We start from the raw sequence: 12,320 nt of genomic DNA, 5'->3' as shown, positions 1-12,320 counted from the left end.
ACTTCTCGAAGTGATAAGCAAGCACAGCACCGCGAGCGGCGCGCACTTCGCCTTCACCGACAGGTGGGGCGGGGTGAGCGCCGTTCCGTACGAAGAGCTCAATCTCGGCGGCGCGGTCGGCGACGAGCCCGGGGCCGTGCGGAAGAACCGCGCGCTGGCCGCCGAGTCCCTCGGTGTCGCCCCGGACCGGGTCGTCTGGATGAACCAGGTGCACGGCCGTGACGTCGCCGTGGTCGACGGGCCCTGGGGCTCCGACGCCGAGATCCCCGCGGTCGACGCGGTGGTGACGGCCCGTAAGGGGCTCGCGCTCGCCGTTCTGACCGCCGACTGCACGCCGGTCCTGCTCGCCGATGCGGTCGCCGGGGTCGCGGCCGCGGCGCACGCCGGGCGCCCGGGCATGGTGGCGGGCGTCGTGCCCGCCGCCGTCGAGGCCATGGTGCAGCTCGGCGCCGACCCCGGACGCATCGTCGCCCGCACCGGCCCCGCCGTCTGCGGGCGTTGTTACGAAGTACCCGAGGCGATGCGCGCCGATGTGGCCGCCGTCGAGCCCGCGGCGTACGCCGAGACGAGTTGGGGTACGCCGGCGGTCGACGTGACCGCGGGGGTGCACGCGCAGCTCGAACGGCTCGGGGTGCACGACCGGGAGCACTCGCCGGTGTGCACGCTGGAGTCGAGTGACCACTTCTCGTACCGCCGCGACCGCACGACCGGTCGTCTCGCGGGCTATGTCTGGCTGGACTGATAAGGAATGACGGACCGTAGGACTCAACTCGCGGCGAACCTCGCGAAGGTCGAGGAGCGCATCGCCGCGGCGTGCGCGGCGGCCGGGCGCAAGCGGGAAGAGGTGACCCTGATCGTGGTCACCAAGACCTACCCGGCGAGCGACGTGCGGATCTTGTCGGAACTCGGTGTGCGGCACGTCGCGGAGAACCGCGACCAGGACGCGGCACCGAAGGCCGCCCAGTGCACGGATCTCCCTCTTGCATGGCACTTTGTCGGTCAGCTGCAGACCAATAAGGTCCGTTCCGTGGTCGGTTATGCCGATATGGTGCAGTCCGTGGACCGCCCCAAGCTCGTCACGGCCCTTTCGGCGGCCGCGGTGCGCGCGGAGCGCGAACTCGGCTGCCTGATCCAGGTCGCGCTGGACGCCGAGGAGAACGGACGCGGGGAGCGCGGGGGCGTCGGCCCCGGTGGAATCGCGGAGTTGGCCGACCTCGTGGCCGGGGCGCCGGGACTGCGTCTCGACGGTCTGATGACCGTCGCGCCGCTCACCGGTCCGTACGCGGGACGGCAACAGGCGGCGTTCGAGCGGCTGATGGAATTCGCAACCCTCATGCGCGCGACTCATCCGGCTGCGAACATGGTGTCAGCAGGGATGAGTGCGGACCTCGAACAGGCCGTGGCGGCCGGAGCGACACATGTGCGCGTCGGTACGGCGGTACTCGGAGTCCGACCCGGGCTCGGGTAACGTCGCCAGGAAGTCGGACCACAGCAGAAAATATGGTCATTCTCGCTGTTGAGGCGGGGATACCTCGTGGATCGCGGGCAGTTGGTGACGACAGCCGATCCACCACAGAGCGGAGGACTCAGAGCATGGCCGGCGCGATGCGCAAGATGGCGGTCTACCTCGGCCTCGTGGAGGACGACGGGTACGACGGTCCGGGGTTCGACCCCGACGACGAGTTCGAACCCGAGCCGGAGCCCGAGCGCGACCGCAGGCGGCATGAACCGCCACACCAGTCCCACCAGCCCCAACGGGACGAATCGGTAAGAGTGGTGCAGCCGCCCGCTCCCCGTGAACCGGTGGCCCATTCCGCTTCGCTCGCCGCGGAATCCGGACGTCCGGCACGAATCGCCCCCGTGGCATCCATCACACCTGAACGCCAGAGCCTGGAGAAGAACGCACCGGTGATCATGCCCAAGGTCGTGTCCGAGCGGGAGCCCTACCGCATCACCACATTGCACCCCCGGACCTACAACGAGGCCCGTACCATCGGGGAACACTTCCGTGAGGGCACTCCGGTGATCATGAATCTGACCGAGATGGATGACACGGACGCGAAGCGACTTGTCGACTTTGCGGCCGGTCTGGTCTTCGGTCTGCATGGCAGCATTGAGCGCGTGACGCAGAAGGTGTTCCTGTTGTCGCCTGCTAACGTCGATGTAACGGCGGAGGACAAGGCTCGCATCGCAGAGGGCGGGTTCTTCAACCAGAGCTGAGACGCAAGTGACGCAGTAGTCGCAAGCAAGACGCAGTACCGGAACGACGAAGCACGACGAACAGGGGAGAGGGAACCGCGGACATGAGCGTGGTCTTGCAGGTGCTTTACATCGCGCTGATGTGCTTCCTCATCGTGCTGATCTTCCGGCTGGTCATGGACTACGTCTTCCAGTTCGCCCGCTCATGGCAACCCGGCAAGGCGATGGTGGTCGTTCTGGAGGCCACCTACACTGTCACTGATCCACCGCTCAAGCTTCTGCGGCGGTTCATTCCGCCGCTGCGTCTCGGGGGCGTGGCGCTCGACCTGTCCTTCTTCGTACTGATGATCATCGTCTACATCCTGATCTCCGTCGTGAGCCGGCTGTGAGCTCGATGTCAGCTACGTTCTTGCCGAATGCCGACGACTACGTTGAGGTGAAGAGATGCCGTTGACCCCCGAGGACGTGCGGAACAAGCAGTTCACAACCGTCCGCCTCCGAGAAGGCTATGACGAGGACGAGGTCGATGCCTTCCTCGATGAGGTCGAAGCCGAACTGACTCGCCTGCTCCGCGAGAACGAGGACCTGCGCGCCAAGCTGGCCGCCGCCACTCGCGCCGCTGCTCAGAACCAGCAGCAGGGCGGTATGCGCAAGGGTCCCGACGGGCCGCAGGACCAGCGAGGTCCGGGTGCTCCGGTGCCCGCCGCTATATCGGGACCGCAGCCGGTCCCGCCGCAGCAGCAGATGGGTGGCCCCATGGGTGGCCCGCCGCAGCTGCCCGGCGGCGCACCGCAGCTGCCCGCAGGCCCCAGCGGTCACGGCCAGGGGCATGGACCGCAGGGCGGTCCGCAGGGTCCGGGCCCGATGGGTCAGGGCCCGATGGGTGGCCCCATGGGCGGTCCCATGGGTGGCCATGGCCCGCAGATGCCGCAGCCCGGTCAGGGCCCCGGTGGCGACAGCGCCGCTCGTGTGCTGTCCCTTGCGCAGCAGACCGCCGACCAGGCGATCGCGGAGGCCCGTTCCGAGGCCAACAAGATCGTCGGCGAGGCCCGTTCGCGCGCCGAGGGTCTCGAGCGGGACGCCCGTGCCAAGGCCGACGCCCTGGAGCGGGACGCGCAGGAGAAGCACCGCGTCGCGATGGGCTCCCTGGAGTCCGCCCGCGCCACGCTGGAGCGCAAGGTCGAGGACCTGCGCGGCTTCGAGCGCGAGTACCGCACGCGTCTGAAGTCCTACCTGGAGTCGCAGCTGCGCCAGCTGGAGACCCAGGCCGACGACTCGCTGGCCCCGCCGCGTACGCCGGCCACCGCCTCGCTGCCGCCGTCCCCGGCGCCGTCGATGGCTCCGGCCGGTGCGGGTGCCCCGTCCTACGGCGGCAGCCAGTCGATGGGCGGCGGCAACCAGCAGGGCGGCGCCCCGTCCTACGGCGGCCAGCAGCAGATGTCGCCGGCCATGACGCAGCCGATGGCGCCGGTGCGGCCGCAGGGCCAGCAGCCGATGCAGCAGGCTCCGTCGCCGATGCGTGGCTTCCTCATCGACGAGGACGACAACTGACGGGCGTGACCACGCCTTAGGCGTCGGCATCGTTCAGGGCCGGGCCCCCAGATTCTCTGGGGGCCCGGCCCTTTTGTGCGTACGGTTGTGCGTCCGGGGGCACGCAACGCCGAAGGCCCGGTCCCGCCAAGATTTCTTGGCGGGACCGGGCCTTCGGCCGTGTGCTGGTGCGCGCTTACGCCTTGCGGAGGCGGAACGTCAGCTTCAGGGAGTCGTCGGTGAACGGCTGCCCGAAGGTGTCGTCCGCCTCGCCCTGGGCGAAGTCCGTGGCGAGCACCTCGTCGGAGATGAGTCCGGCGTGGTCGGAGAGCGCGGTGAGCACCTCCGGGTCCGTGGACGTCCAGCGCAGGGCGATCCGGTCCGCCACGTCCAGGCCGCTGTTCTTGCGGGCCTCCTGGATCAGGCGGATCGCGTCACGGGCCAGGCCCGCGCGGCGCAGCTCCTGAGTGATCTCCAGGTCCAGGGCGACCGTGGCACCGGAGTCGGACGCCACCGACCAGCCCTCGCGCGGGGTCTCCGTGATGATGACCTCGTCCGGGGCCAGCGTCACCGTCTCGCCGTCGACCTCGACCGAGGCCGTGCCCTCGCGCAGCGCCAGCGACAGGGCGGCGGCGTCGGCCTCCGCGACGGCCTTGGCGACCGCCTGGACGCCCTTGCCGAACCGCTTGCCGAGCGCCCGGAAGTTGGCCTTGGCGGTGGTGTCGACCAGGGAACCGCCGACTTCGGAGAGTGACGCCAGGGAGGAGACGTTCAGCTCCTCCGTGATCTGGGCGTGCAGCTCCGGGCCGAGCGTGTCGAAGCCGGAGGCCGCGACGAGCGCGCGGGACAGCGGCTGGCGGGTCTTGACGCCCGACTCCGCACGCGTGGCACGGCCCAGCTCGACCAGGCGGCGTACCAAAACCATCTGCCGGGACAGCTCCGGGTCGATGGCGGAGAGGTCCGCCTCCGGCCAGGAGGAGAGGTGCACGGACTCCGGGGCGTCCGGGGTCACGGGCACGACGAGGTCCTGCCAGACACGCTCCGTGATGAACGGCGTCAGCGGGGCCATCAGGCGCGTGACCGTCTCGACGACCTCGTGCAGGGTGCGCAGGGCCGCCTTGTCGCCCTGCCAGAAGCGGCGACGGGAACGGCGTACGTACCAGTTGGAGAGGTTGTCCACGAAGACGGACAGGAGCTTGCCCGCGCGCTGCGTGTCGTAGCCCTCCAGGGCCTGGGTGACCTGGTCGGTCAGCGCGTGCAGCTCGCTGAGCAGCCAGCGGTCCAGGAGCGGGCGGTCGGCGGGCGCCGGGTCGGCGTCGCTGGGGGCCCACTTCGACGTACGGGCGTACAGGGCCTGGAAGGCGACCGTGTTCCAGTACGTGAGGAGGGTCTTGCGGACGACCTCCTGGATGGTGCCGTGGCCCACGCGCCGGGCCGCCCACGGGGAGCCGCCGGCCGCCATGAACCAGCGCACCGCGTCGGCGCCGTGCTGGTCCATGAGCGGGATGGGCTGGAGGATGTTGCCCAGGTGCTTGGACATCTTGCGGCCGTCCTCGGCGAGGATGTGGCCGAGGCAGACCACGTTCTCGTAGGACGACTTGTCGAAGACCAGGGTGCCGACGGCCATCAGGGTGTAGAACCAGCCGCGGGTCTGGTCGATGGCCTCCGAGATGAACTGCGCGGGGTAGCGGCTCTCGAAGAGTTCCTTGTTCTTGTACGGGTAGCCCCACTGCGCGAACGGCATCGAACCCGAGTCGTACCAGGCGTCGATGACCTCCGGCACGCGCGTGGCCGTGGCCGCGCAGCCCTCCTGGGGGCAGGTGAAGGTGATCTCGTCGATGAACGGGCGGTGCGGGTCCAGCTCCGACTGGTCGGTGCCGGTCAGGTCGGAGAGCTCCGCGCGCGAGCCGACGCAGGTGAGGTGGTCCTCCTCGCAGCGCCAGATGGGCAGCGGGGTGCCCCAGTAGCGGTTGCGGGAGAGGGCCCAGTCGACGTTGTTGTTCAGCCAGTCGCCGAAGCGGCCGTGCTTGACCGACTCCGGGAACCAGTTCGTCTTCTCGTTCTCCTGGAGGAGCTTGTCCTTGATGGCCGTCGTGCGGATGTACCAGGACGGCTGGGCGTAGTAGAGGAGGGCCGTGTGGCAGCGCCAGCAGTGCGGGTAGCTGTGCTCGTACGCGATGTGCTTGAAGAGCAGGCCGCGGTCGTCGAGGTCCTTGGTGAGGCTCTCGTCCGCCTTCTTGAAGAAGACGCCGCCCACGAGCGGGAGGTCCTCCTCGAAGGTGCCGTCCGGGCGGACCGGGTTGACGACCGGCAGGCCGTACGCGCGGCAGACCTTGAGGTCGTCCTCACCGAAGGCGGGGGACTGGTGGACCAGACCGGTGCCGTCCTCGGTGGTGACGTACTCGGCGTTGACCACGAAGTGGGCCGGAGCCGGAAACTCCACCAGCTCGAAGGGGCGTTGGTACGTCCAGCGCTCCATCTCGGCGCCGGTGAAGGTCTCGCCGGTCGTCTCCCACCCCTCGCCGAGGGCCTTCTCGACGAGCGGCTGGGCGACGACGAGCTTCTGCTCGCCGTCCGTCGCGACCACGTAGGTCACGTCGGGGTGGGCGGCGACGGCGGTGTTGGAGACGAGCGTCCAGGGCGTCGTCGTCCAGACCAGGAGGGCGGCCTCGCCCGCGAGGGGACCGGAGGTGAGGGGGAAACGGACGTAGACGGAAGGGTCGACGACCGTCTCATAGCCCTGCGCCAGCTCGTGGTCGGACAGGCCCGTGCCGCAGCGCGGGCACCAGGGGGCGACGCGGTGGTCCTGGACGAGCAGGTCCTTGTTGAAGATCTCCTTCAGGGACCACCAGACCGAGTCGACGTACTCGGGGTTCATCGTGCGGTACGCGTCGTCGAGGTCGACCCAGTACCCCATGCGGGTCGTCAGCTCGGCGAAGGCGTCGGTGTGGCGGGTCACGGACTCGCGGCACTTGGCGTTGAACGCGGCGATGCCGTACGCCTCGATGTCCTTCTTGCCGTTGAAGCCCAGCTCCTTCTCGACCGCCAGCTCCACGGGCAGGCCGTGGCAGTCCCAGCCGGCCTTGCGGGCCACGTGGTAGCCGCGCATGGTGCGGAAGCGCGGGAAGACGTCCTTGAAGACGCGGGCCTCGATGTGGTGGGCGCCCGGCATGCCGTTGGCGGTGGGCGGGCCTTCGTAGAACACCCACTCGGGGCGGCCCTCGGACTGCTCCAGGCTCTTGGCGAAGATCTTCTGCTCTTGCCAGAAGTCGAGCACGGCGTGCTCAAGGGCGGGCAGGTCGACCTGGGCGGGTACCTGGCGGTACTGCGGCGGCGTATTCACGTGCTCCTCCGGCGGATGTGCTGCCTTCCGTCGGAGGGACGAGAGCCGTGTGCGCCTGGTGCGGCGCGCTCCCGCGGTACCACCCTCCTTGGCCCCCCGGAACGGTGTTCCGCGCCGGTGAGCCCCCTCATTGGGGTCGCGATACCGGGTCTACTCGCCTCGGCTCGAAGGCTTCGGCTTTCTTCCGGCGGCTCCGGGGTGATCTTCACGTCGCGCTCGCCCCCGGGCTCACACCGTCCCCGGGTCGCTCATGGCTGCGTACGCCGCTACTCGTCCCCATCCACGCTTCTCGCTGCCGTTCAGTGTACGGCGCTCGGGAGGGGTGGCCGAACGGTTTTCGCGCGGCCTCGGAGGCGCCGGGTACGGGGGCGGGGACTGACCCGAATGGCGACATGCCGGAGCGTGGGGCTTCCGGCGTGCGTCGGCTCACGGATTACCCGGCAGGGAGTTGGGCACAACGCTTGCAGACTCGTCGCGCGGGACCGGCGTGGCGGGCGAATCGGGCGGCGTGCCCCGTTGCCGCGGGCCTGGAGTCGATTTATCGTCCCAGCACGATTCGCGTGCAAGATCACAATATGTGAAGGGGCCGCGGCCATGGTGGCGAAGAAGACCGCCGTACAGCAGTCGGCGTCCGGCAGATCCACCGGCGCGGCCGTGGCGACGGCCAGGGATGTGAGCGGCGGGAAGAGCGGGGGCGGGGGCAGGGGCGGGGCGTATGTGGCCGGTGGCCCGCGTGCGGTGGAGGGGGCGGGGGAGGTCCATGCGGGCCCGGGGGCGATGTCGGGGGAGGAGGCGCGGGCGGTGCGGGCGGAGGCGGCGGAGGCGGCGGTGAGGCAGGGGACCGCGGGGAAGGCGGCTGAGGGGAAGAGGACTGCGGGGAAGAAGGGCGCGGGGGAGGGGGCTGCGGTCAAGAAGACTGCGGCGAAGAAGACGGCGGCGAAGAAGGCGGCGGCTAAGAAGACGGCGGTCAAGGCCGTGGCCAAGAAGACGGCGGCCAAGAAGGTCTCGGCGGAGAAGGCAGCTGTGGGGAAGAAGGCTGCGGCCAAGAAGGATGCGGTTAGGAAGGCCGTGGCTGAGGGGGCACCCGAGGGCGTTGTGGCCAAGAAGACGGCGGCGAAGAAGGCCGTAGCCGAGGGGGGGCCCGAGGGAGCTGCGGCCGAGAAGGCTGCGGCCAAGAAAGCTGCAGTTAAGAAAGCTGCGGCTAAGGAGACCGTGGCCGAGGGGGCGCCTGAGGGAGCTGTGGCTAAGAAGGCTGCGGCCAAGAAGGCTGTGGCGAAGAAGGCTGTGGCGAAGAAGGCCGTGGCCGAGGGAGCTGCGGCCGAGAAGGCTGCGGTTAAGAAGGCTGCGGCTAAGAAGGCCGGGGTTAAGAAGGCCGTGGCCAGCGGGAGCGTGCCGCTTAAGGCTGTGCCGGAGGAGGCCGTGGCGAAGAAGACTGCCGCGAAGAAGGCCGCCGCGAAGAAGATTCCGGCAGAGAAGGCCCCGGTAGAGAAGACAGCCGCGAAGAAGAGCCCGCATGAGAAGGCCCCGCCCGAGAAGGCCCCGGATGTGAAGGCCGCCGCGAAGCAGATCCCGTCCGAGAAGGGCCCGGACGAGAAGGCCATGGCCAAGGAGGGCCCGGACGAGAAGGCCATGGCCAAGGAGGGCGCCGCCAAGGACAAGGAGGGCGCCACTAAGGAGAGCGCCGCCAAGGAGGAGGCCGCCAAGGAGACCACCGCCAAGAAGGGCGCCGCCAAGAAGAGTGCCGCTAAGGAGGGCACCGCCAAGGGGGAGGCCGCCAAGGAGGGCACCGCCAAGGAAGGCGCCGCCAAGAAGAGTGCCGCCGCGGGGACCGCCGCCAAGGAGGACGCCGCCAAGAACGCCCCTGGTAAGAAGCCCCCTGCCGCGGCGGCTGCCGGCAAGGTGACCGCCGCTGAGAAGGCCGTCTCGAAGAATGCTTCCCCCGAGGAGGCTTCCGTCGAGAAGGCGGTGGGCAAGAAAGCCTCTGCCAAGGGGGCGGGAGCCTCGGAGGCGTCCGCTCCGGGGATGGGGGCGGGCGAGGCCTCCGAGAGCGTCGCCACGACGGCCGAGCAGGCAGGAAGGGCGGCGATGGAGGAGACGACCCCTCTGCGGAAAGCACCCACCGCGGGGGACGCGGACCTTGCGGGGGAGGCGGATCTCGTGGGCGACGCGGGCACTGAGGAAGGCGCGGCCCCGGAGGTGGAAGCACCAGCCGAGAAGAGCCCCGAGAGGAGCCCCGCGAGGAGCCCCGGAAAGAGCCCGGGAAAGAGCCCCGCGAAGAAGAGCACGGCGAAGAAGACGGTCGCGTCCGCGGCCGAAGGTGCGGCTGAGGCCGCGGAGACGACGGGAGCCACGACAGTGGTTGCGAAGAAGACTCCGGGCACGGCGACCGCGGCGGCCGAGCCGACGGCGGTGCCCAAGGCGCGTGCCGCCGCGGTCGAGCCCGGTGAGCTCGCGGTCCGGCCGGGCGAGGACCCCTGGACGCCGGACGAGGTCGCGGAGGCCCGTACAGAGCTGGAGAGCGAGGCGCTGAGGCTGACCACCGAGATCTCGGCGTCCGAGCAGGCCCTCGCCGGGCTGATGCGCGACTCCGGGGACGGCGCGGGCGACGACGAGGCGGACACCGGCACGAAGAACATCACGCGCGAGCACGAGATGGCCCTGGCCGCCAACGCGCGCGAGATGCTCGTGCAGACCGAGCGCGCCCTGGAGCGGCTCGACGCGGGGACGTACGGGCTCTGCGAGAACTGCGGCAACGCCATCGGCAAGGCGCGCATGCAGGCCTTCCCACGCGCCACGCTGTGCGTGGAGTGCAAGCAGAAGCAGGAACGGCGCTCCTGAGCACGGCCTGAACGCCGGGGCCCGTACGTGTGTGCCGTACCCTCGTCCCCTAGTCAGGTACCTAGGTCGAGGGACTCACGTGGCAGAGGCGGAGCGCATCATCGGTACGCCGGACAACCCTGAGGCGGACGGGGGCGAGCCGGAGCGGTCCGGGTCGGTCCCCGGTGACGCCACCGGCGAGGACGGGCAGCAGCCCAAGGGCAGGCGCAAGATCGCCGTGCTGTTCGTCGTCGCCGCCATCGCGTACGCCTTCGACCTGATCAGCAAGATGATCGTGGTCGCGAAGCTGGAGCACCACGAGCCGATCGACGTCATCGGCGACTGGCTGCGCTTCAACGCGATCCGGAACGCGGGCGCCGCCTTCGGGTTCGGCGAGGCCTTCACGATCATCTTCACGTGCATCGCGGCCGCCGTCATCGTGGTGATCGCCCGCCTCGCCCGCAAGCTCTACAGCCTGCCGTGGGCGATCGCGCTCGGTCTGCTGCTCGGCGGTGCGCTGGGCAATCTCACCGACCGGATCTTCCGCACGCCCGGCGTCTTCGAGGGCGCGGTGGTCGACTTCATCGCCCCCAAGGGCTTCGCGGTCTTCAACCTCGCGGACTCGGCGATCGTCTGCGGCGGCATCCTGATCGTGCTGCTGTCCTTCCGCGGACTCGACCCCGACGGCACCGTCCACAAGGACTGAGGCCGGGCCCGGCGGCGAGACCTGTGGTCGGGGAGTGTCAGTGGGCTCCTGCATACTCAATGGGTGAGTACGATTCCCGAGATCCGCACCCTGCCCGTGCCGGACGGCCTGGAGGGCGAGCGCGTCGACGCCGCCATCTCCCGCATGTTCGGTTTCTCCCGCACGAAGGCCGCCGAGCTCGCCGCGGCGGGGAAGGTCGCGGTCGACGGCTCGGTGGTCGGCAAGTCCGAGCGGGTGCACGGCGGCGCCTGGCTGGAAGTGGAGATGCCGCAGGCACCCGCTCCGGTGCAGGTCGTGGCCGAGCCCGTCGAGGGCATGGAGATCGTGCATGACGACGACGACATCGTCGTGATCGTCAAGCCGGTCGGCGTGGCCGCGCACCCGAGCCCCGGCTGGACCGGGACGACCGTGATCGGCGGCCTCGCGGCGGCCGGTTTCCGCGTCTCCACGTCCGGCGCCGCCGAGCGCCAGGGCATCGTCCACCGCCTGGACGTGGGCACCTCCGGCCTCATGGTGGTCGCCAAGTCGGAGCGCGCGTACACGTCGCTGAAGCGCCAGTTCAAGGAGCGCACGGTCGACAAGCGCTACAACGCGCTGGTGCAGGGCCACCCCGACCCGATGAGCGGCACGATCGACGCGCCCATCGGCCGGCACCCCAACCACGACTACAAGTGGGCGGTCACGGCCGAGGGCAAGCCCTCCGTGACGCACTACGACCTCATCGAGGCCTTCCGGGCCGCCTCCCTGCTCGACATCAAGCTGGAGACGGGGCGCACCCACCAGATCCGCGTCCACATGGCGGCGCACCGGCACCCCTGCGTGGGCGACCTGACGTACGGCGCGGACCCGACGCTCGGCAAGCGGCTCGGCCTCACGCGGCAGTGGCTGCACGCGGTCCGGCTCGGCTTCGAGCACCCCGGTGACGGCCAGTGGGTGGAGTTCGAGAGCCAGTACCCCGACGACCTCCAGCAGGCGCTCGACCGGGTGCGGGCGGAGAGTTCGTGAGCGATGTGACGATCCGGGTCGCTCGGGACCCGGCCGACTTGGCGGCCTGCTTCGCGGTCCGCAAGGACGTCTTCGTGGCCGAGCAGCAGGTCCCCGAAGAGGTTGAGTACGACGAGTACGACGCCGGGGCGACGCATGTGCTGGCGATGGGCGAGGACGGCGTTCCGCTGGGCACCGGGCGGCTTCTGACCGGCGCCGCGGCCGCCGCGAAGAACGGCGGGGACGCCACGGTGGGCGCGCTCGGCCGACTCGCGGTGACGCGGGCCGCGCGCGGGCTCGGCGTCGGGGCGGCCCTGGTCGGGGCCATAGAGGACGCGGCACGCGCGCGTGGCCTGACGGCGGTGGACCTGCACGCCCAGACGCATGCCCTCGGGTTCTACGAGCGTCTGGGGTACGAGGCGTACGGACCGGAGTTCCAGGACGCCGGCATCCCGCACCGAGCCATGCGGAAGACGCTGCGCTAGCTTCCGGGTGCGCCCGTGCCCCCCCACCGGGGCACGTGCCCTCGTGCTCGCCTCCCTGGGTACGCGCCCCGGGTGGCCTCGTTGCATCCGGCATGGGCTGTGCCCCGGGTCTTCTTGTGCCGCTGGCGTGGACGTGCCCCGGAGCCGCTCGCTCCCCACCCGGGACCATGCCCCGCGTGTTCTCATGCCCCCGTGCCCCAAGCGGACGTGCCCGTCTGCACTCGCGCCCCGCCGGGGGACGCGCCTCGCCTGCTCT

At 70.2% G+C, this 12,320-nt stretch carries 10 protein-coding genes; 9 read left to right on the top strand and 1 reads right to left on the bottom strand.

Annotation, left to right across the window (positions count from 1 at the left end; genetic code table 11):
- The first annotated feature begins 10 nt into the window (after positions 1-10).
- The 5 genes from pgeF to J2N69_RS08885 all read left to right on the top strand — a co-directional run bounded on the left by pgeF (position 11) and on the right by J2N69_RS08885 (position 3,750).
- Positions 11-742, top strand: a complete 732-nt coding sequence (gene pgeF, locus J2N69_RS08905; protein WP_230900245.1) for a peptidoglycan editing factor PgeF — start codon at positions 11-13, stop codon at positions 740-742.
- Positions 743-748: 6 nt separating this feature from the next.
- Complete coding sequence (locus J2N69_RS08900; RefSeq protein ID WP_230900244.1) at positions 749-1,468, top strand: YggS family pyridoxal phosphate-dependent enzyme; 720 nt, start codon at positions 749-751, stop codon at positions 1,466-1,468.
- A 125-nt stretch (positions 1,469-1,593) separates the two neighbouring features.
- Positions 1,594-2,220, top strand: a complete 627-nt coding sequence (locus J2N69_RS08895; RefSeq protein ID WP_127912137.1) for a cell division protein SepF — start codon at positions 1,594-1,596, stop codon at positions 2,218-2,220.
- An 83-nt stretch (positions 2,221-2,303) separates the two neighbouring features.
- Positions 2,304-2,588, top strand: a complete 285-nt coding sequence (locus J2N69_RS08890; RefSeq protein WP_055528652.1) for a YggT family protein — start codon at positions 2,304-2,306, stop codon at positions 2,586-2,588.
- Between the two features lie 55 nt (positions 2,589-2,643).
- Positions 2,644-3,750: a DivIVA domain-containing protein gene (locus J2N69_RS08885; RefSeq protein ID WP_230900243.1), complete on the top strand. Its 1,107-nt coding sequence runs from the start codon at positions 2,644-2,646 to the stop codon at positions 3,748-3,750.
- Between the two features lie 175 nt (positions 3,751-3,925).
- Here the strand turns inward: J2N69_RS08885 and ileS are convergent, their stop codons facing one another.
- Positions 3,926-7,072: an isoleucine--tRNA ligase gene (ileS, locus tag J2N69_RS08880; protein WP_230900242.1), complete on the bottom strand. Its 3,147-nt coding sequence runs from the start codon at positions 7,070-7,072 to the stop codon at positions 3,926-3,928.
- Between the two features lie 1,629 nt (positions 7,073-8,701).
- On the opposite strand from ileS, the gene J2N69_RS36820 reads away from it, so the two are divergent.
- The 4 genes from J2N69_RS36820 to J2N69_RS08855 all read left to right on the top strand — a co-directional run bounded on the left by J2N69_RS36820 (position 8,702) and on the right by J2N69_RS08855 (position 12,064).
- Complete coding sequence (locus tag J2N69_RS36820; RefSeq protein WP_230904647.1) at positions 8,702-9,910, top strand: TraR/DksA family transcriptional regulator; 1,209 nt, start codon at positions 8,702-8,704, stop codon at positions 9,908-9,910.
- A 79-nt stretch (positions 9,911-9,989) separates the two neighbouring features.
- Positions 9,990-10,595 (top strand): signal peptidase II, encoded by a 606-nt coding sequence (lspA, locus tag J2N69_RS08865; RefSeq protein ID WP_230900241.1) that lies wholly within the window; start codon positions 9,990-9,992, stop codon positions 10,593-10,595.
- Between the two features lie 63 nt (positions 10,596-10,658).
- A complete protein-coding gene (locus J2N69_RS08860; protein ID WP_230900240.1) occupies positions 10,659-11,600 on the top strand; it encodes an RluA family pseudouridine synthase in 942 nt (313 codons plus the stop codon).
- Positions 11,597-12,064 carry a GNAT family N-acetyltransferase gene (locus J2N69_RS08855; RefSeq protein WP_230900239.1) on the top strand — a complete coding sequence of 156 codons (468 nt, stop codon included), beginning with the start codon at positions 11,597-11,599 and terminating at the stop codon, positions 12,062-12,064. Before J2N69_RS08860 ends, J2N69_RS08855 begins: the two co-directional genes overlap by 4 nt.
- The last annotated feature ends 256 nt before the right edge of the window (positions 12,065-12,320 follow it).

It is taken from the genome of Streptomyces huasconensis (genome assembly GCF_021028635.1).
Classification (GTDB): domain Bacteria; phylum Actinomycetota; class Actinomycetes; order Streptomycetales; family Streptomycetaceae; genus Streptomyces; species Streptomyces huasconensis.
The sequence above is the reverse complement of the archived record's forward strand: the minus strand, read 5'-3'. Positions and strand labels throughout refer to the sequence as shown.

What these genes read in the sequence shown, in the direction of transcription:
- J2N69_RS08900 (WP_230900244.1), top strand. Translation starts at nt 749, where the DNA reads ATGACGGACCGTAGGACTCAACTCGCGGCGAACCTCGCGAAGGTCGAG.
- J2N69_RS08895 (WP_127912137.1), top strand. Translation starts at nt 1,594, where the DNA reads ATGGCCGGCGCGATGCGCAAGATGGCGGTCTACCTCGGCCTCGTGGAG.
- J2N69_RS08890 (WP_055528652.1), top strand. Translation starts at nt 2,304, where the DNA reads ATGAGCGTGGTCTTGCAGGTGCTTTACATCGCGCTGATGTGCTTCCTC.
- J2N69_RS08885 (WP_230900243.1), top strand. Translation starts at nt 2,644, where the DNA reads ATGCCGTTGACCCCCGAGGACGTGCGGAACAAGCAGTTCACAACCGTC.
- J2N69_RS36820 (WP_230904647.1), top strand. Translation starts at nt 8,702, where the DNA reads ATGGCCAAGGAGGGCGCCGCCAAGGACAAGGAGGGCGCCACTAAGGAG.